Origin of the sequence: Phytopseudomonas argentinensis, assembly GCF_900113905.1 — a bacterium.
Taxonomy (GTDB): domain Bacteria; phylum Pseudomonadota; class Gammaproteobacteria; order Pseudomonadales; family Pseudomonadaceae; genus Aquipseudomonas; species Aquipseudomonas argentinensis.
Genome location: NZ_FORC01000002.1, coordinates 810,262 through 830,315, shown reverse-complemented (window position 1 = coordinate 830,315; position 20,054 = coordinate 810,262). Strand labels below are relative to the sequence as shown.

General features: G+C 62.7%; 15 protein-coding genes. 8 read left to right on the top strand and 7 right to left on the bottom strand.

The features are described 5' to 3' along the window. The 6 genes from BM154_RS12290 to BM154_RS12265 all read left to right on the top strand — a co-directional run bounded on the left by BM154_RS12290 (position 1) and on the right by BM154_RS12265 (position 5,819). Positions 1–462, top strand: a complete 462-nt coding sequence (locus BM154_RS12290; RefSeq protein WP_074883952.1) for a GDP-mannose mannosyl hydrolase — start codon at positions 1–3, stop codon at positions 460–462. A 68-nt stretch (positions 463–530) separates the two neighbouring features. Next, positions 531–1,814, top strand: coding sequence for a hypothetical protein (locus BM154_RS12285; RefSeq protein ID WP_074883951.1), 1,284 nt, complete (start codon positions 531–533; stop codon positions 1,812–1,814). After that, on the top strand, positions 1,777–2,541 hold the full coding sequence (locus BM154_RS12280; RefSeq protein WP_074883946.1) for a glycosyltransferase: 765 nt from the start codon (positions 1,777–1,779) through the stop codon (positions 2,539–2,541). The genes BM154_RS12285 and BM154_RS12280 overlap by 38 nt, the downstream gene beginning before the upstream one ends. A gap of 62 nt (positions 2,542–2,603) precedes the next feature. Further along, entirely contained in the window at positions 2,604–3,356 is a 753-nt protein-coding gene (locus BM154_RS12275; protein ID WP_074883944.1) for a WecB/TagA/CpsF family glycosyltransferase, read from the top strand. Then, a complete protein-coding gene (locus BM154_RS12270) occupies positions 3,353–4,783 on the top strand; it encodes a mannose-1-phosphate guanylyltransferase/mannose-6-phosphate isomerase (protein ID WP_074883936.1) in 1,431 nt (476 codons plus the stop codon). The genes BM154_RS12275 and BM154_RS12270 overlap by 4 nt, the downstream gene beginning before the upstream one ends. Positions 4,784–5,024: 241 nt before the next feature. Then, on the top strand, positions 5,025–5,819 hold the full coding sequence (locus BM154_RS12265; RefSeq protein WP_074883933.1) for a WecB/TagA/CpsF family glycosyltransferase: 795 nt from the start codon (positions 5,025–5,027) through the stop codon (positions 5,817–5,819). Between the two features lie 960 nt (positions 5,820–6,779). On the opposite strand, the gene BM154_RS12255 is transcribed toward BM154_RS12265, so the two are convergent. The 7 genes from BM154_RS12255 to BM154_RS12225 all read right to left on the bottom strand — a co-directional run bounded on the left by BM154_RS12255 (position 6,780) and on the right by BM154_RS12225 (position 15,787). Then, positions 6,780–7,973 carry a polysaccharide pyruvyl transferase family protein gene (locus BM154_RS12255; RefSeq protein WP_074883929.1) on the bottom strand — a complete coding sequence of 398 codons (1,194 nt, stop codon included), beginning with the start codon at positions 7,971–7,973 and terminating at the stop codon, positions 6,780–6,782. Position 7,974: 1 nt separating this feature from the next. Next, entirely contained in the window at positions 7,975–9,264 is a 1,290-nt protein-coding gene (locus BM154_RS12250) for a flippase (protein ID WP_167364683.1), read from the bottom strand. A 23-nt stretch (positions 9,265–9,287) separates the two neighbouring features. Then, positions 9,288–10,397, bottom strand: a complete 1,110-nt coding sequence (locus BM154_RS12245; protein ID WP_083414557.1) for a nitroreductase family protein — start codon at positions 10,395–10,397, stop codon at positions 9,288–9,290. 452 nt (positions 10,398–10,849) lie between these two features. Then, positions 10,850–12,358, bottom strand: a complete 1,509-nt coding sequence (locus tag BM154_RS12240; RefSeq protein ID WP_074883916.1) for an ATP-binding protein — start codon at positions 12,356–12,358, stop codon at positions 10,850–10,852. A gap of 324 nt (positions 12,359–12,682) precedes the next feature. Next, a complete protein-coding gene (locus tag BM154_RS12235) occupies positions 12,683–13,045 on the bottom strand; it encodes a response regulator (RefSeq protein WP_074883912.1) in 363 nt (120 codons plus the stop codon). 30 nt (positions 13,046–13,075) lie between these two features. Next, on the bottom strand, positions 13,076–14,518 hold the full coding sequence (locus BM154_RS12230) for an ATPase domain-containing protein (RefSeq protein ID WP_074883909.1): 1,443 nt from the start codon (positions 14,516–14,518) through the stop codon (positions 13,076–13,078). A 108-nt stretch (positions 14,519–14,626) separates the two neighbouring features. Further along, the gene (locus tag BM154_RS12225; RefSeq protein ID WP_083414555.1) at positions 14,627–15,787 is read right to left on the bottom strand and encodes a two-component system sensor histidine kinase NtrB; all 1,161 of its coding nucleotides are present in this window, start codon (positions 15,785–15,787) and stop codon (positions 14,627–14,629) included. A gap of 152 nt (positions 15,788–15,939) precedes the next feature. Here BM154_RS12225 and BM154_RS12220 point away from each other — a divergent pair, with 152 nt between their 5' ends. Continuing rightward, a complete protein-coding gene (locus tag BM154_RS12220; protein ID WP_074883898.1) occupies positions 15,940–17,580 on the top strand; it encodes a VRR-NUC domain-containing protein in 1,641 nt (546 codons plus the stop codon). Then, positions 17,577–19,952, top strand: a complete 2,376-nt coding sequence (locus BM154_RS12215; RefSeq protein ID WP_074885324.1) for an ATP-dependent DNA helicase — start codon at positions 17,577–17,579, stop codon at positions 19,950–19,952. Before BM154_RS12220 ends, BM154_RS12215 begins: the two co-directional genes overlap by 4 nt. The last annotated feature ends 102 nt before the right edge of the window (positions 19,953–20,054 follow it).

The window sequence follows — 20,054 nt, the reverse complement described above, 5'->3', positions numbered from 1 at the left end:
ATGTTCCTGCCGGCCGATACCTTCAAGACCGTGGTCGCCGGCACGCCGCTGGTGTCCATCGATCTGCTGGTACGCAACCTGCAGGGTGAGTTGTTGCTGGGCGAGCGCCTCAACCGCCCCGCCCAGGGCAGCTGGTTCGCCCCGGGCGGGCGCATCCTGAAGAACGAACCGCTGGACACGGCGTTCGCCCGGCTGACCCAGGAGGAACTGGGCCAGCCGTTCCAGCGTGACCAGGCCAGGCTGCTCGGTGTGTACGAACACTTCTACACCGACAGCGTGTTCGGCGAGGCGCCGGATACCCACTATGTGGTCATCGCCTATGCACTGGAACTGGGCGCGCAACAGAACCTGCAGCCGCCAAGCGTGCAACACGGTCGCTACCGCTGGTGGCTGATCGAGGAGATGCGCGACGAACCGCGCATCCATAGCAATACTCGCGACTATCTGCAGGCGCTCTACTAGATACCTCGCAAGCCACGCCTACGCGGCGGCGCTGCGAGCCACGACAATTTCGATATGGGAAGGCGAGCTTGTTCAAGCAACTCCTGGCATACCGCAATCTGCTGCTGATCTTGTTTGTCCTGAACTCGGCCTGTTTCTTTCTGACCGACGACAAGAAGGCTGGCATACCCTACCTGCGCGAGCTGTGGCTGCTCGGCATTCTGGGCAGCTCGGCGGCGCTGTTCCTGGTCTGGAAGCGCATCTACCAGTCCAAGACCAGCCTGTGGATCATCTTCATGGGCGTGGTACTGCCGGTGGTCTCGGCAATCATGGCCGAACTCAATTTCGACCAGCCGTTCCTCTACGGCCTGCTCGAAGAGCGGCGCAGCTTCGCCTACCTGGTGTTCTTCCCGGCACTGTTCCTGATGATCAAGACGGCGCCCACCCAGAAGCACCTGGAAACCTTCTTCCTGTACTCGGGCCTGGCCTGCGCCTTCGTCGGCTACTGCTACTACTTCGGGATCATCCCGGAGAACACCAACGTGTCCTTCACGGTGGACGCCAAGGATGCCGGCGACGTGCTGCTGCGCCCCAATCGCTTCCGCATCGGCTCGAGCTACGTGACCCTTTGTGCGTTCATGCTGATGTACAGCATGAAGGATCGCATCTCGCTGCCCAAGGTCTGCACCCTGCTGTTCTTCGCCTCCTACCTGTGGCTGGTACTGCAAACCCGGCAGACCATGATCATCTGGTGCCTGGCCGGTCTGTGGATCTTCCGCGACCGCATCGATTCGCTGCTCAAGCTGGGTCTGTTGGCCGCCACCATCCTGGTGACCTCGTTCTTCATCTTCCCGGACTTCTACTACGCCCAGTTCGACAAGTTCCAGGCGCTGCTCGACGAGGCCACCACCGGCCCCGGCGTGCGCGACACCACCACGGCGATCATCATCGGCGCGGTGGCCGACAACATGTACATCGGCATGGGCTCGCTGTCGCTGCAGTGGAAAGGCGGTTTCAGCACGCTCTACAACCCGCACTTCTACCTGTCGGACGTGGGTATCTTCGGCGTGTACTACCGCTACGGTTTCCTCACCCCGCTGATCGCGCTGATCTTTTACGTCGGCTACCTGCGCATCATGAAACGCTGCCCGAACAAGGGCCCGCTGCTCAGCGCTTTCCAGCTGGTGTTCTGGTTCCAGATGCTCAACATGTTCCTGTCCAACTCCCTGATGTACGGCGGCGATGTCCTGGGCATCGGCGCCGCCTGCTTCCTGTACTACTCCCGCGCCTATGCCGCGCAAGCTTCCCCGACTCGTGAGATCAGAGGCACACGCCATGACCCAATTCAGTATCGTAACCATCAACTGGAATAACCTGGCAGGTCTCAAGCAGACCTACCAGAGTGTGGCCGCCCAGACCTACCGCAACTTTCGCTGGATAGTGGTCGACGGCGCCTCCACCGACGGCGGCGCCGAGTGGCTGGCGACCATCGACGAGCCCTACGCCGAGATCACCAGCGAGCGCGACAAGGGCCTCTACGACGCCATGAACAAGGGCCTGATCAAGGGCTCGGCGACCGAGGGCTACACCCTGTTCCTCAACAGCGGCGACTTCTTCTACGACGAGCATGTGCTGCAGAAGGTTGCCGATGCCATCGAACAGGCGCCTGGCAAACCGCGCTACGTGTACGGCGACTACTACCTGCAGAACGCCGAGGGTCGCCTCACCCCGCAGAAGGCCAAGAAGATCGAGCACCTGGTATTGGGCATGCCGTCGAGCCACCAGGCCATGTATTTCGAAAACGAGCGGCTGCGCAACGTGCGCTTTCGCGACGATTTCAAGCTCTCGGCCGACTACTGCATGATCGTCGAATTCCTCCAGGGCCAGGATCATCAGCGTGACGTGCTGAAGATCGACTCGCCGCTGTGCATCTTCGACACCACCGGGGTTTCCACCAGCCGCCGCTTCGATGCGCTGAAGGAAGACATGCGCATTCGTCGGGAGGTCATGAAACTATCGCCGTTGCACAGTATCTCTTTGTATGTCCTGCACTACGTGCACACCCACAGCAAATTGCTGAAAGCGGCTTTGGGCAAATGAATCGTGAGCAACAACCGTCGTTGCCTGTCCGTAACACGCGCCAGTGGCGCAAAGAGGTGTTGATGAAGGCTTTTGACATCGAATTCTATGCTGGCCCCAAGGATCGTCTGATTGACGACCTGGTTGCGCACAGCACTGAAAAATACAGCTATATCGTGACGCCCAACATCAACCATGTGGTGCAGCTGGAAACCGACCGTGACCTCAAGCGCGCCTATGCAGTGGCTCGCCATCGCATCTGCGACAGCCGCGTGCTGCTGCCGCTGCTGCGCATGCTCAGGGTGCCGGTGGAGGATGCCATTCCAGGCAGCACGCTGACTGCCGAGCTGATCGATATCGCCGAGGAACGCGCCTGGGACGTGACCATCATCGGCTGCGAAGACGACGACATCGCACGTCTGCGCGAACGCTTCCCGCATATCACCTTCCACCACCACAACCCACCGATGGGCTTCATCAACAGTGAGGAAGCGATTCAGGCCTGCCTGTCCTTCGTCATCGAGCATCCGTCCAATCTGGTGGTGCTGTCGGTCGGCTGCCCGCGCCAGGAGATTCTCGCGCACAAGATTTTCGAAACCGATCAGGCCGTGGGCATCGGCCTGTGCGTGGGCGCCTCGATCAACTTCCTGTCCGGCAAGCTGCGTCGCGCCCCGCTGTGGATGCAACGCTACTCGCTGGAATGGCTGCACCGTGCATTTACCGAACCTCGCCGCCTGGTGGGCCGTTACGCGCGTGACGCGTTCCTGATCCTGCCGATCCTGCTCAGGGAATTCAAACTCCGGCAATCACTCTTCATGGGAGGAGCTCCACGATGATTCCTGTCATTCTTTCCGGCGGTAACGGCTCGCGCCTGTGGCCGCTGTCGCGCCAACTCAACCCCAAGCAGTTCCTGCCGATCGCCGATGACTCGCTGTCCATGCTGCAGGCGACCATTCGCCGCCTGGAGGGCCTCGAGGTCAGCCCGCCGTGCCTGATCTGCAACGAGGAGCACCGCTTCCTCGCCGCCGAACAGCTGCGCACCTTGGGCATCGATAACGCCAGCATCCTGCTCGAGCCGGTGGGCCGTAACACGGCGCCCGCCGTCGCATTGGCCGCGATCAAGGCGCTGGAAAAGGAACACGACCCAGTGCTGCTGATCCTCGCTGCCGACCACCTGATCAAGGATGTCGCTGCCTTCCACCGCGCCGTAGAAACCGCCCTGCCCTTCGCCCAGGCCGGCAAGCTGGTGACCTTCGGCATCGTGCCGAGCCATGCCGAAACCGGCTACGGCTACCTGCAGAAGGGTGAGGCTGCGGGTACAGGTGGCTTTACCGTCAAACAGTTCGTCGAGAAACCCGACAGCGCAACCGCCGAGCGTTATCTGGCCTCCGGAGAGCACTTCTGGAACAGCGGCATGTTCATGTTCCGCGCCAGCCGTTACCTCGAAGAGCTGCAACGCTGGCAGCCGGAAATGCTCGACGCCTGCCGCCGCGCCAGCGCGCAGAGCGAAGAAGACATGCACTTCGTGCGCATCGGCAAGGAGGCCTTCGCCGCCTGCCCGGAAGACTCCATCGACTATGCGGTGATGGAAAAGACCGAAGACGCCGTGATGGTGCCCCTGGACGCCGGCTGGAGCGACATCGGTTCGTGGTCCGCGCTGTGGGACGTCAGTGACAAGGACGCCGACGGCAACGTGCACAAGGGTGACGTGCTCAGCCACGATAGCCGCAACAACTACGTGCACGCCGACTACCGCCTGGTGACCACCGTGGGCGTCGAGGATCTGATCATCGTCGAGACCAAGGACACCATCATGGTCGCCCACAAGGACAAGGCCCAGGAGGTCAAGCGCATCGTCGAGCAGCTCAAGCGCGAGGAGCGTTGCGAGCACCTCAACAATCGCGAAGTGTATCGTCCGTGGGGCATGTACGACTCCATCGATCAGGGCGCACGCTACCAAGTCAAGCGCATCACCGTGAAGCCGGGCGCCAAGCTGTCGGTGCAGATGCACCACCACCGCGCCGAGCACTGGATCGTGGTCAGCGGCACTGCCCAGGTGACCAATGGCGACGAGACCTACATGGTCACCGAAAACCAGTCGACCTACATTCCGATTGGCCAGATCCATGCCCTGGAGAATCCCGGTATGATCCCGCTCGAATTGATCGAGGTGCAATCGGGCACTTACCTGGGCGAAGACGATATCATTCGCTTTTCCGACAATTATGGCCGCGTCAAGGAACTCAAGGTTTCCGCAGCCTGATAACCGGCCGGGGGCGGCGCTTCGTGCGTCCGTCCCCGGTCATCATCGTCGGGGCTCATCCGAGCCTCACCACGCGGTGGTGCGCCACCAATCCCATGGCACTGCCAGTTCACGATCGATGGGGCAAGGACTGCCTTTAATCTCGCTGCAAAACGGACTTTTACAAGAACAAGCAAAGCGCGCCGCCACGTGAACGAACCCCCGGATGATTTTCCCAACTTTCCGACAACGAGGCTCGCCCGTGAAAACTTCTCAACTCTTGTACGACCCGGTCATTCACAACCTGAAGTTGCTGGAAGAACATGATGTGACGCCCCTGCTCAATGAGCTGAGCGCCCCGAAGAAACCGACTATCGTCGGCTTCCTCAACCAGCATGGTTACAACCTCATCCAGCAGGATGAACGTGCCCGCCGTCACTTCCTGCAGGTCAACTACCTGCTGCGTGACGGTATCGGCATCAAGCTGGCCTGTGCGCTCAATGGTCTGGAGCCTGGTGCCAACCTCAATGGCACCGATTTCATCCCCGCGCTGATCGAACACGCGCTGCACAGCGAGCGTGGAGAGCAGTATCAGCTTTTCGCCATGGGCACCTGCGAACCCTGGACCAGCCAGGGCGCCAGCGCTTTGTTCAGCGGCCGCAGCTTCCATGCCATCGATGGCTTCCAGCCCCTGGAGGATTACCTGCAATTCGTCCAGCAGCACCTGGAGCCAGGCAAGATTCCCCTGATCGTGATGGGCATGGGCATGCCGCGCCAGGAAGAGGTAGCCGTCAGGCTGCAGCGCCAGCTGGGCCGTCCGGCGCTGATGATCTGCGGCGGCGCGATCCTCGACTTTGCCGCCCAGCGCTTCAACCGTGCCCCGGCGGCGATCCGCAAGATCGGCATGGAGTGGGCCTACCGTCTGCTGATGGAGCCGCGCCGGCTGTTCGCCCGCTACGTCATCGGCATTCCGCAGTTCTTCTACTACATCGTGCGCAATGGCCGTGACGGCAACGTCGACGTCAGCGAGCAAGGCGCCTACAACCGCAAATCCTGAGGTCGACCGCAGGAACTAAAACGCCCGGACGAGTGATCGCCCGGGCGGTTTTTGTGCTTCGCGGAGTTTCAGAAAAGTTAGCCTTGGCACTGGACTGGCAAGTAAATGGTCGTTGCCGATGGCTTGGCACTTTCCGTTATCCCGCCGCCTGGCCGGATGGGTTTCGCCCCTTTCGGGCGCCTCACCTTGATTCGCTTCGCTCACCCTTCGGGCCAGCCTGTGGCTGTTACTGCGCTTCGCTACGTTTCTTTGCTTGTGCAAAGAAAGTAAGCAAAGAAACACACCCCTACATACGGGCTAGGCGCCCCCGCCCTGCTGCGCCGGGATTCCCTCGCTCCATCACCACTTCAGGGGCACGCTGCGAAGGGCTATCCCTGCTTAGGCGGCCCCGGCCATCGCAGCTCTCGCGACATCCATGTCGCTCATGGCTACCCGCCCGGCCCTTTACGTGGCGATTCCACTCGGCCTCCTGAGGGGGCTTGTGCGTCATCTGTTCGATCGCAGCTCAAGAGCAAAAGCAAAAACAGACCCCGCCGAGCTTGAGCCCGTGGAAATCTTGCAGGCTCGCGCTCCGGTCCCGTCAGGAGGCCGAGTGGAGGTGGTGCGTAGGGGGACGAGCCGCATGGACGCGGCGAGAGGCTTAATGGGCCAGGGATGGCCCATGTAAGCCGGCCCCCGGAGCGGCGCCGGAGCGAGGGGAGTTTCGCGCAGCGAAACCCGGATGTCGGGGTGCCCTTCTTTGGCACACCTTTCTTGGGCAAGCAAGAAAGGTGTGGCGCCCGTAAGGGGCGCAACCCAAAGGTTCAGCAGACGCGGTAATGGATAGTGCGAAGCCAGTAAGTGATACGCACACAAACTTGCCAGTCCGGTATCAACCAGGCGCTTCCCAACAGAGCGAAGAACCTTTATCTGGCACGCTGGAAAAGGCGAGGCAGCGGAGGCTGCATCGCCCTTGCCCGTTTAACGCCCTGCTGCCACCGCAACCGGCTTCTCGCTGCGTACGTTGCGGCCCTGCTCGATCAGCGCGAACACCTCGTTCCACATGGCCTGGGTGCGGCCCTTCAGCTCGGCAGAATGGGCGTTCAGGCGCGCGGACAGCGCCTGCATCTGCACCGGATCGGTAAGGTTGTCGAGCGCGCGATTGAGCTCTTCATCGCTCAGGTTGATGTTCAGCACGCCTTCGGAGAAACCGTAGTCGGCGAACAGCATCTGGTACTTGTGGCTCCAGCCGGTGGCCAGCGACGGCACACCCTGGGACAGCGCACTGACCAGGCCGTGGAAGCGGCTGCCCAGGGTACCGCGGCAGGCGCCGAGGATGCCCTTGATGGCCAGCGGGTCGGTCTCGCGCAGGATCGGCAGGCCGCCTACCGCCTTGGAAACCTGTTCGGCCAGGCGCGCATCGCCCTCGCCTTCGTGGATCAGCAGGAACGGTTTGGCGCCACGCTCTACCAGTGCCTTAGCAGCACGCTCCAGGAACGGTGCATAGCCCTTGGCGATGCTGTCGTCGGTCTTGTCGAGCATGCGGCAGTTGGGCACCAGGCAGATCTGATGGATTTCAGGATCGAAATAGTCCGGCACCGGCCCGGACATCAGGTTGGTGAAGTCCGGAGCGATCTTGATGTTGTCGCGCTCGCCGACGATCTCGGTGAGGTAGTCGTAGGAGATCTGCTCGCGGGCGAAGATCAGGTCGCAATTGTCGACGAACGCCTTCACCGCTTCACGGCTGCGCGGGTCGCGGAACGGCCCGAACGCCTGGGGCAGCAGAATCACCTTGGAACCCTGCTTCTTCCAGCGCTTGCTGGAACGTGCCAGCTCCTCCGACAGGTCCGGGCCCCACTGGTCGCTGTAGGCGAAGCCGGCAGCGTCCAGCACCACGTTGATTTCCTTGTCGAGCACGATGCCGTACTGCTCGCGGATACCGGCCGGTACCACCGCCGCCAGGTCACCGAACGGGATACCTTTGCGCCACAACCAGGCCTTCTGGTACAGCCCCAGGGACGCACGGTTGAAATAAGGATAAGGGCTCTTGGCCCGACCGGGTTCCATCACCACCTTGGCAGCCGGCAGGTTCTTGCGCACTTGCTGCAGGGCGGCATGCAGCATCAGGGCAGCCCCCTTGTTGACGAAACCGGCCTTGCGAATCTCGACGTACATATCACCTTCTCCTGAATTCACGAATCAACTGGGGCACGCTAATGAACACGTGCAGGCAAATACTCTTGGTCATCATGATGAACAGCGGCCGTGTCTTGCGTGACAGCAGCAAGCTCACGTAGCCGGCGATGGAATAGGAAATCAGCGTCGCCCAGGCCGAGCCGACCACACCGTGGCTCTGGATGAGGTAGTAATTGAGCACGATGTTGCTCAGCGCGCCGAGGCCCTGGGTGACCAGGGAAAAGATGAAGGCCTCCTCGATGATGATCCACTTGCTGAACAGCGCGCGCATGAACACGAAGGTCGCGGCGAAGATGTGGATCGCCAGCACCGGGCCGGCATCGACGTACTGGGCACCGTAGAGCACATGCACGATCCAGTCGGAGAGGAAGAACACCACCACGGCCAGGGAGAAGGCCATGAAGAACAACACGTCCAGTGCCACCTGCATGAAGCGGTTGTAGCCGGCGGTGTCGCTCTTGTGCAGGTCGATCATCTTCGGGAAGACCGACGCCATGAGAATGGTCGGGATCAGGTACCAGGCCTCGGACAGCCGCGACGCCGCCGAATACACCCCCACGGCGTACTCGCCGAGCATGTACTGCAGCATGATCTGGTCGACCTTGAGGTAGATCACCGCCGACAGCGAGCCCAGGAAGATGAGGAAGCTCTTCTTGAGCAGCGTCTTGCCCAATGGCCAGGAAAAGTCGAAGCGGAAATCGCGCTTGAGCATCACCGCGTAGCAGACCAGGATCGCCGAGGTGACCATCACCACCACCACATGGGCCAGCGCGATATACACCAGGCCGGCACCGGCGATGGCCAGGATCATCTTCAAGCCGTTGCCACCGAGCTGGCCAACGAAACCGGCCACCGCCGCGTACTTGGCCTGCACCCGCGCCTGGAACCAGTCGATGAGCATTTCGAACGGGGTGAAGAACAGCGCCAGAGCAGTGAACAGCAGCACCAGGAAGTTCTGGTCGTTACCAAACAGGTAGGTGCTCATCATGATCGCGAAGGCGATCACCGAGCAGCCAACCTTGATCACGAATACCGTGGAGAGGATCTGGTCTTCGTTGTCCGGGTTGCTGCGCAGTTCCTTGACCACCAGGCCGGTGAGCCCCAGGTGCACGACGATACTGAGCAAGCCCAGCAGCGCCAGCGCGTAGTTCAGGTAACCGAAATCCTCGGGGCCCAGGTAGCGCGCCAGCACCACGGTGGTGGCCAGGCCAATGGCCAGCATGAGGAATTTCTCGGCCAGCATCCAGCCGGAATTGAGGAGGTACTTCATGCCCTCCTGGACACGCGAGGCACTCATCGAGCGGGCGACTCCAGGCGCATATAGCTGCGGGCTTCCTCCAGCGAGAGCTTCTGCGAATACGGCACCAGACCGGTGTCGGCGGCATAGCCTAGGGAAATGAACATGACGATGCGCTCGTCCGGGTCGAGCTTGAGCAGCTTGGCCGCGGCCTCTTCACGTTCGGGAATGTCCGGCCAGTTGATCGAGCAGGACGACACACCCTGGGTCTCCAGGGCGAACATGAAGGACATTGCCGCCAGCGCGCCGTCGATATAGATCACATGACGATCACGCACGTGCGGGTAGGCACGCAGGCGGCCGACCACGGCGACGATGGCCGGGAAGTTGTGATCGAAGCCGGCTACGCCCATGGGCAGGCGCGAAGCCTGGGCCACCGAGGCGGGATCATCGAACACCACGAAGCGATAAGGCTGGCGGTTACAGGCACTGGGCGACTGCACGGCCACTGCCACGGCCTTGTCGATCACCTCGCGCGGTACCGGACGGTCCTGCTGATACCAGCGCACCGAGCGGCGCTTCATGGCCAGCTGGCGCATGGCGGTGTAGTCGACGCTGGGCACGCTCATGTCGGCCGCGAACGGCACGCGCTCGGCATCCGGGTGGCGCAGGCTCTCCGGCGAGCCGCTGGGGCGTTCGAAACGGGCGAACTTTTCGCGGGCACGATTGAGCACCGGGTGGTCGCCGGTAACGGCGAAGTATTCGGCGAGTACATCGTGGGCCCAGCTGACCTCGTCGCGATCCACGTTGCCGTTGAGCGAAGCGATGTAGCTGTCGACCGTATCGTTGATGTAGTCGAGGGCGAACACCTGGCGCCGCGGCTGCATGATCAGGCCCTTCTCGATGCGGTGCACGGCGCGACGCAGGAAGTAGTTCACCGGCTCGGCGCCAGAGAGGTTCTGCTCGTGCTGCAGGTGACCGACCACTACCGCGTAAGCTTCACGGTCGAACGCCGAGGAGAAGAACGAGTAATGAAAACGCCGCAACATGGCCGAGCGCGACAACGCCCGAACCCAGCCCATGGCAAGTCTCTTCTGCAAGGCCTTGAGGTTATCGATACTGTCCCGAGGCAAGACCTTCTTGAGGGAATCCTTCAACATTTTCATAGGCTGTGTTTACCGTTCAATGGTTAATATCTCCCCCACAATCACCGTAACGGTACGGCGACACTCAGTTGATGGACGCTGGCAGTTATCAGCCCAACCGCACGCATCTGCACGCCAGCGAATGCTCGTCGAGGCAGCGCAGACAGCAGCATCCCTTCCTTTGGCAACCCACCGCATCGCACCTGCTCTCGGCATCGAGCGCAGGCTGAAAAACGGCATCTGGTGCTGCAACGGTTGGACATCCAACCCGGTGTATCACGGGGCTTGGAGGCGGCTTTCTGGGGTGCCGCTATTCGTTGTCAGGGTTTAGGACTACGGAGCAACGCTTTGATTCCGCATCGGCATGCTTTGCGTGAAAAAAGTTGCCGCAGCGCCGCTTCGCTGCGCAGTAACGCGCTGGCGCCAGGCCCCAGAGCGGCTCCCGGGAACCCCGACGGCGCCGGCCCCAGCCATCAGCCGCGCGCGGGCAGCAGGTCGTCCAGGGTCTGGCTCAGCTCGCGCAAGGAGAATGGCTTAGCGATGTGCCTGAGCGGCGCAACCGAAGCTGGCGGCCCGACATCGGCAGGCGCGACGACCAGCAGCACGGACAACGCGGGCCGCTGCACCAGTGCCGCGGCTGCCAACTGCGCGCCGCTGCCCCCCGGCAGGCTGACGTCGGCAATCAACAGGTCGAATGCCTCGCGGCCCAGCAGGTCGAGCGCCGCATGCGGGTCGGCGGCGTTGACCAGCTCATCGCCACGCTTGCCCGCCACCTCACCGACCAGCAGGCATACCGATGAATCGCTCACCACCAGCAGGATGCGCGATTGCGCGCGTGGCGCCTCGCCCGGCTCCTGCCAGGCGGCGCCGCCAGGTTCGTCGACGATGGGCAGATAGAGACGCACCGTGGTGCCGATCGCCGGCTCGCTGTGAATCGTCACCTGCCCGCCACTCTGGCGCGCGAAGCCATGCACCATGGACAGCCCCAGGCCGCTGCCCTGGCCGATCGATTTGGTGGTGAAGAACGGATCGAAGACCCGCTCCAGGGTTGCATCATTCATACCGCGGCCGGTATCCGACAATGCAATCAGCAGGTAACGGCCCGGCTGCAGGTCCGGCAAGGCCGCCCGATTCTCCGCCAGCAGGTCGACGAGCGATGTATGCAGGCCGATCTGGCCGCCCTCGGGCATGGCGTCACGGGCATTGATGGCCAGGTTGAGAATGGCGCTTTCCAGCTGCCGGGTATCGGCCAGCACCCGCACGCTTGCGTGCCGATAATCGCCGCGCAATTCGATGCGCTCGCCTATCGACCGTCTGATCAGCCCCTCCAGTGACGCCAGCAGCGGCCCCATTTCATTAGGCTGCGCCACCAGGGGCTGGCGATGGGAAAATGTCAGCAAGCGCTGGGTCAGGGCGGCGGCGCGGTCGGCGGAAATGCTCGCCGCCTCGATGAAACGCGGCAAGTCATCGAAACGCCCGGATAGGACGTGGCGTTTCATGATATCCAGGGCGCCGATAACCCCCGTGAGCATATTGTTGAAGTCATGGGCGACGCCGTCGATCACCGATTCGACCGCATCCATACGCTGGCTTTGCTGCAGCGCCAACTCCTCTTCACGCGAGCGCAGCTCGGCGCTCTTGGCAGGCGTGCGGTCGAGCAAGGTCAGCAGCGAGCTGCACAGCGAGCGCGACGTGAATGGCCGCTCCACCACCAGGGTTCTGCGCCGTCCAGCCAGCGGCGAAAGCCGTCCGGGGCTGGCTGCGCCCAATAGCAGGATGGGAACGCTGGATTGCACCAGCCTTGTGCGCAGCGCTTGGCACTGACCATCGAGCGCCTGCTCGGCGAGCAGCAGGGCATCGACGCCCTCGGCCAGCGCGGCAAGGGTATCTGCAAGACTCTCGCAGGGCTGGCAGGTGGCGCCCAGAGGCGCGAGTAGCGTTACCAGTTGAGGGAATTCATCGCTGCAGATCAGGATGTGCACGGCGGACGCCCTCGGGTCTCGACAACCGGGTGCCAATGCAGCACGTCACAAGCCTGGGGTGCCGTCCGCCCACAGCAGACCAGATACGCGGCATTGCCCCTATTCAACACAGACATCGAAATCGACAGCTCGGCATTGACCGATGTCCGTCCTGCACCTTCATCCATGGAATTCCGCTCTCGCTACATCGATTTGCCAGGGCGCATTGCAACGTGCCGGTGGCTGCCCAGCGTTCGACCGTTAGGGCCTCGGGGCGTTCCGCTGGTAAGAGACAGGACAGCAGGACACTGCAGCAGCGTGCAGATGTGATGGGGCAGTGCGCGATCAGCCCGGCCCGATCAGTTCCTTGACCTTGGCGATGACCTGATTGATATCGAAGGGCTTGTCGAACACCGCGGCGAACAGCTCGGGGCTGGCGCGCCCGACGCTACCCTGGGCGCCGCTCATGAGAAGGATCGGCAGCTCGGCCGAGCCAGGCCTGGCCCGAATGGCACGGGCGAATTCCAGACCATCCATGACCGGCATCATGAAATCGGTGATCACCAGTTCGGGGCGCTCGCGATCGAGCACCTCGAGGCCGCGGCGACCATTGCTGGCCTTGACCACCATGTAGCCTTCATCTTCCATGGCATAGCCGAGAATATCTGCAATAAGGTATTCATCGTCGACTATCAGGATGGTTGTCATAGTTTATCGGCTCGGTCAGGCACACATGGCTCAGGCGTCCTGCGCAGGGACGGCATTGCCTGACAGCGCACCAGCCGCATGTCTAAAGGCCTTGCTGAGTTCAATACCATGATCACTGATGACCACTTCCAGAAGCGAGGGATCGTAACGGCTGTCCCTCATCTTAAGTATGGACAGCAGACGCTTTAGTTCAGCGTCTTTTTCCACGAAACGCATCAGGATCAGGTTGTCGACGATGCTCGACAGCTCCGGGGCCGGCGCATTGATTTCGGCGGCGAACAGATCACGCATTTCCCAGGTGGCAAACACCGTGACGCCCATGGCGCGCAATTGGCTCATCAGCGCACTGAAGAATTCGATCAGTCGCGTACTACCCGTTGCCACGCGAGCCATGCCGCCCAGGCTGTCGATATGCAGGCGCTTGATGCCCTTCTCCCGCACCGCCTTGATGACCCGCGCACCCAGGCCATCGAGCAGACCTTCGGTGGTGGGCTGCCACATGATGTGCAGCGCACCGTTTGCTTCCATGGCTTCAAAGTCCAGCCCGAGGGCCTGTGCCTTGAGACGCAGGCGCTGCGGTGTCTCGTAAAAGCCGAAGTGCAGGCCTGGCTCCTCTACCGTGGACTGGGCCAGGAAATTGAGCCCCAGGGTGGTCTTGCCGACGCCGGAAGGCCCCATGATCAGGGTTACCGAGGAGGCCGAAAGGCCACCACCGATCAAGGTATCCAGGCTTGGCACGCCGCTGGTGATTCGCGCCAGGGTAAGGCTGTCAGGTTGGGTCGGCTGGCTATACAGGGCTTCGAGCCGTGGATGAATCACCAGTCCGTCATCGGTGATCTCGCACTCGTGCAAGCCCGACAAGGCACCGCTGCCGCGGGTTTTGCGCAGGTGAATGCGGCGTACCGAACGGGCCCCGAACAGCTCTTCGCCCATCTCGATCACGCCGTCGACCATGGTGTGCTCGGGGCTACCGTCATCGAGCCGCGAGCTGGTCAGGAACAGGACCGTGCAACCGGCGAAGGCGGCATGGCCCTGTAACTCGGCAATGAATTTCTTGGTGTCGATCTGATTGTCCGCCTTGGAGCGGGCGTTAAGCAGACCATCGACGATCAGCAGCGTGGCTTTCTGACGGCTGATCTCGCGCCGCAGCAACTTGACGACCTCGTCGAGCCCCTCGTTTTCCAGGGTATCGAAGGCGCTGACGAACTGGATTTCCGCACCCACCTTGCCGGGGTCGAAAAAGGTCATCGTGGAAAGGAACTGAAAGAGCCTTTCATGGGACTCGGCCAACAGGGTAGCCACCAGAACCCGGCCCCCTTCGCGCACGTGATTGAACGCGACCTGGTTGGCGAGAATCGTCTTGCCAGAGCCGGGGCGCCCTTGAACGATATAGGATGCACCGGCCACCAGACCGCCCTTCAATAGAGCGTCAAGTCCCTCGATCCCACTTTGAAGGCGTTGTAGCTGTTCCAAGATCTGACTTGCCTCAGTCGAAATTACGCAGATATGGCCTGGGCCCGCGAACGCGTCACCCAACCCCCGTAGCGCTGGCTGAAAAAATGATTGGCGATACTACCATGTTCAGGCTTGCGCATCTGTTGCCCGACCAAAGGACGCTGGCAGGTACAGTTTCAGGGTGGCGCCACGGCCGGTAGAGCTCTCGACCTGCACACAGCCCCCCGCCTGGCGGGCAAAACCATAGACCTGGCTGAGGCCCAATCCGGTTCCCTTGCCAATGCCTTTGGTGGTGAAAAAAGGCTCGAACAATCGTGGAAGGATCGCCGGATCGATTCCGCAGCCCTGGTCGACCACCGCAATCACCACAAATTCTCCGTGCAGGCCGTCCACCTCCCCGGCCAGACGCCGATTGCTGGCCTGCAGCGTTATCGTGCCTCGCCCCCCCATGGCATCGCGGGCGTTGAGAATCAGGTTGAGCAGGGCCATGTCCAGTTCGCTGGGGTCGAGCTGCACGCGGTGCAGGCCATCATCGACCTGCATCTCGATGGTCATGGTCTGGGGCAGCGCCTGGGTGATGAAGGAAGTGGCTGCCGCCAGCAATTGATTGATATCGACCAGGTGGTTGGGCTTGGGCTCGCAACGGGCGAAGGTAAGCAGGTTGCGGGTCATCTGCGCACCGCGCTCGCCAGCGGCCTGGATATTGTCCAACAGGCTGGCCAGGCGCGCCGGATCATTGCTACGGCTGGCCAGCTTGGCGGCACTGAGAATGATGGTCAGCAGGTTATTGAAATCATGCGCCATGCCGCCACTCAACTGGCCCAGCGCCTCGAGTTTCTGGGCCTGGAACAGCTGGGCACGCAGGGCGTCGTAGCGCTCTTCGGCTTCGCGGCGGTCCGTGATGTCACGGGTGATCTTGGCCAGGCCGATGATCTCGCCCTGCTCATTGCGGATCGCATCAATGACCACCAGGGCCCAGAAACGCGTACCGTCCTTGCGTAGCCGCCAGCCTTCATCCTGGGCACGCCCCTCGCGCAGCGCACGGTCGAGCAGGTGCCTGGGCTTGTCGATGCGGCGGTCTTCGTCCGTGTAGAACACCGACAGATGCAAGCCGATGGCTTCGCCCGCCTCATAGCCCTTGATGCGCGCCGCCCCGGCATTCCAGGACACCACATACCCCGCGGGGTCGAGCATGTAGATGGCGTAGTCGACCACGGCCTGAACCAGCATCTCGTAATGCCGCTCGTTCAAGGTGCTGGATGAGAGAGGCGCTAGCTGGCTGTTCATGATGGCCCGTTCAAGGCGGCAAATGGACGATCAGTGTAGTCCGCTACCGCTGCCCAGTGACAGCGCGCCGTAACCCCCGCCCATCCCGTAGCGATTGCCAGATCACGGGCAGCCTGATATCTGTATAAAAAAACAGTACCCTGCCAGCTCCCATGTCTTCAACCATCGATCCGCGTTTCTACTACCTGCACAACTTTCGCAAGGCACTGGCCTGGATTGGCGAACGTCATGCCGACCTGCTCGACGACCGCGAGCGGGCATTCCTGCAGGCCTTCGATGCGCTCGAGTGGTCGGCCCAGGCGTTGCTGGTGCGCATGATCATGCGCAAAGGCACGCACTTTCGCGCCAGCAAACTCAGCTACGAGGAGATTGGCTGCTGCCGGCGGGCCGCGGTGGCATTGATCGCCAACGGCTGGGTGCGCGAGGACGCGCCGCTGCCACTCGACGAGTTGTTGAGTTTGCTGCGCAAGGACGAGATCGTCGCCAGCTTCGCCGGGCAGCTCAGTGACCGCCGCGCCCGCAAGAGCGACCTGGCGCAGCAACTTGCCGTCCACTTTACCGCCAACCAGTCGTTCATTGCCTGGTGCCCCACCCTCGAGGACGCGCTCTACAGCCTGACCCTCGCTGACCTCAGCGAGCGTCTGCGCCTGATGTTCTTTGGCAACCTGCGCCAGGAGTGGTCGGAGTTCGTACTCGCCGACCTGGGCATATTTCGTTACGAACGGGTCGACTTCCCGGCGGACTCACGGGCCCTGCGTTGCCGCGAGGACGTCGACGACTACCTGCACCTGCAGCGCTGCCGCGAAGCTTTCGAAGCTGGCGAGGTCAGCGATGAACTGCTCGCCTGCATCGACGCCCGCCGTTACGACAACCCCTATATCGCCGAGCGTCGCGCCAAGCTGCTGTTTCGTATCGGCCAGCAGCTGGAACGCTGCGCCAACTTCGAGCTGGCGCTGCAGGTGTACGCCAGCAGCGGTTACGGCGCAGCGCGGCAACGCTGCATCCGGGTGCTGGAGCGCACCCTGCAGCACCGCGAAGCCTTCGAGCTGGCCAGCCAGGCGGTTGCCGAGCCACTCAGCGATGGCGAGCTGCAGCTGGCCGAACGGGCGCTGGTGCGCCTGAGCCGCCACCTGGGCCTGCCGGCGCAGAAACGCGGCAAGGCGCAAGCACCCGCGCGCCTGGATCTGCAGTTGCCCAAAACGCCCATGCTGGCAGTCGAGCGGCTGGTGCAACAGCACCTGCAGTGCAGCGACGCGCCGGTGCATTACGTCGAGAACACGCTGATCTGCGGTCTGTTCGGGCTGCTCTGTTGGCCGGCGATATTCGCCGCCGTGCCTGGTGCGTTCTTCCACCCGTTCCAGCATGGCCCGGCAGACCTGCTTACCGCCGAGTTCTATGCGCGGCGCCGCGCGCTGTTTGCCGATTGCCTCGCGCAACTCGACGACGACCGTTACCGCGACAGCATTCGCCAGACCTACCGCGACAAGTTCGGCATCCAGTCGCCGTTCGTGCACTGGGGTGTGCTCAGCGAAACCTTGCTGGAGCAGGCGCTGGATTGCCTGCCGGCGGCCCACCTGCAGGCCTGGTTCCGCCGCCTGCTCGGTGATATCCAGGCCAACCGCTCGGGCATGCCGGATCTGATCCAGTTCTGGCCCGAGGAAAAGCGCTACCGGATGATCGAGGTGAAAGGCCCCGGCGATCGCCTGCAGGACAACCAACGCCGCTGGCTGGCATTCTGCGCCGAGCACGGCATGCCGGTGGATGTCTGCTACGTGCAATGGGCCGAGGCGTGAGTTACCGCGTGGCGGTGCGCGCCCTGTGCGAGTTCACCGCCAAGTGTGGTGACCTCGACCTGCGCTTCACGCCCTCGCCCACCGCCCAGGAAGGCATGGCCGGCCACGCCACGGTGGTCGCCCGGCGCGGCGAGCACTACCAGGCCGAAGTGCCGTTGGCCGGGGAATTCGCGTCGCTGCAGGTGCGCGGCCGGGCCGATGGCTTCGATCCGCTGAGCAACCTGCTCGAGGAAATAAAGACCCATCGCGGCGACATCGGTCGCATCCCGGAAAACCACCGCCAGTTGCACTGGGCCCAGGCGCGGGTCTACGGCTGGCTGCTCTGCCAGAGCCGCGACCTCGAGCAGATCGACCTCGCCGTGGTGTACTTCAACGTACTGACCCAAAAGGAAAGCGTATTCCGCGAAACCCGCACGGCCGCCGAGCTGCAGGAATTCTTCGAGACGCTGTGCAGGCGCTTCATCACCTGGGCAGAGCAGGAGCAGGCGCACCGCCTGGTCCGTGATGCCGCCCTGGCCGAGCTGCGTTTCCCTCATCGCGAGTTTCGCCTGGGCCAACGGCAACTGGCCGAGTCCGTCTACCGTGCGGCGCGCGATGGCCATTGTCTGATGGCCCAGGCGACCACCGGCATCGGCAAGACCCTGGGCACACTGTTCCCGCAGCTCAAGGCATTCCCGGAAAACAACCTCGACCGCCTGTTCTTCCTGACCGCCAAGACCCCGGGCCGCCAGTTGGCGCTGCACGCCCTGGATATTCTGCGCGGCGAATCATTGCCGCTGCGGGTGCTCGAACACGTGGCGCGAGACAAGGCCTGCGAGCACCCGGACAAGGCCTGCCATGGTGACTCCTGCCCGCTCGCCCGAGGCTTCTACGACCGCCTGCCCGCCGCCCGCCAGGCGGCGGTCGAACGCATCTGGCTGGACCAGGCCGCGGTACGCGAGATCGCCCTGCACCATGAGGTGTGCCCCTACTACCTGAGCCAGGAGCTGACCCGCTGGGCCGATGTGGTGGTGTGCGACTACAACTATTACTTCGATCTCAGCGCCCTGCTCTACAGCCTGACGCTGATCAACGAATGGCGGGTGACGCTGCTGGTTGACGAGGCCCACAACCTGATCGAGCGCGCCCGGCGCATGTACAGCGCCGAACTCGACCAGGCGCGCTTCGAAGCCATGCGCAGCAACGCCCCCAAGGGCCTGAACTCGGTGCTGACGCGTATCAGCCGGCACTGGCAGCAATTGCACAAGGAGCAGCGCGAGGACTACCAGACCTATCCGCAGCCACCGGATCTGCTGCTTCTGGCCCTGCAGAAAGCGGTCAGCGCGCTCACCGACCATCTGACCGACCAACCCACCGGCAATGACGGCGAGCTGCTGCAGTTCTACCTCGACGCCATGGCGTTCTGCCGGCTGGCCGAGGCCTTCGGCCCGCATTCACTGTTCGATATCAGCCGCAAGGAAGTCCTGCGTGGGCGCAGCCACTCGGTGCTGTGCCTGCGCAACGTGGTGCCGGCGCCCTTTCTGGCGCCGCGTTTCGAGGACAGCCACAGCACCACGCTGTTCTCCGCCACCCTGAGCCCGGCGCGCTATTACGCCGACCTGCTTGGCTTGCCTGAGGCGACCCCCTGGGTGGATGTGGAGTCGCCCTTTCAGGCCCAGCAACTGCAGGTTCAGGCGGTGAGCAATCTGTCGACCCGCTACCAGCACCGCGAGCGCTCGCTGGCGCCCATCGTCGCGCTGATGGCGCGACAGTTCAGCGAGCGGCCCGGCAACTACCTGGCGTTTTTCAGTAGCTACGCCTACCTGCAGCAGGTGCTGGAACTGTTCGACCGCGAGCATCCGCAGCTTACCCGCTGGGTACAGGCGCGGCAGATGGACGAGACCGAGCGTCAGCAATTTCTCGAACGCTTCGCGCCTGGCGGCCAGGGCATCGGTTTCGCCGTGCTCGGCGGCGTGTTCGGCGAAGGTATCGACCTGCCGGGTGACCGGCTGATCGGCGCCTTCATCGCCACCCTGGGGCTGCCGCAGATCAACCCGATCAACGAGCAGATCAAGCTGCGCATGGCCGAGATGTTTGGCAGCGGCTACGACTACACCTACTTGTACCCCGGCCTGCAGAAGGTCGTGCAGGCGGCCGGGCGGGTGATCCGCACCCCTCAGGACAATGGCGTGGTGCACCTGATGGACGACCGCTTCACCCTGCCTGAAGTACGCGCTCTGCTGCCGGGCTGGTGGCAGGTGGAGCGCAGTCGGGTGCCGCAAACGCCAATGCTGCCGCCCATGGTTCGGCGACCGGCACCGGTAAAACAGCCTGCACCTGCCGCCCCCCTGCCCGCCCTTACCCAGCGCGGTCTTTTCGACCCGCCAGGCTGAAAGATCATCGGCAGCCCATTGCCGCCGGTGGCAAACGGCTGCCTGCCAGGCAGCCAGAGCATGGAAAAAATTCATTCAATATCAATAATTTATTTTAATTCC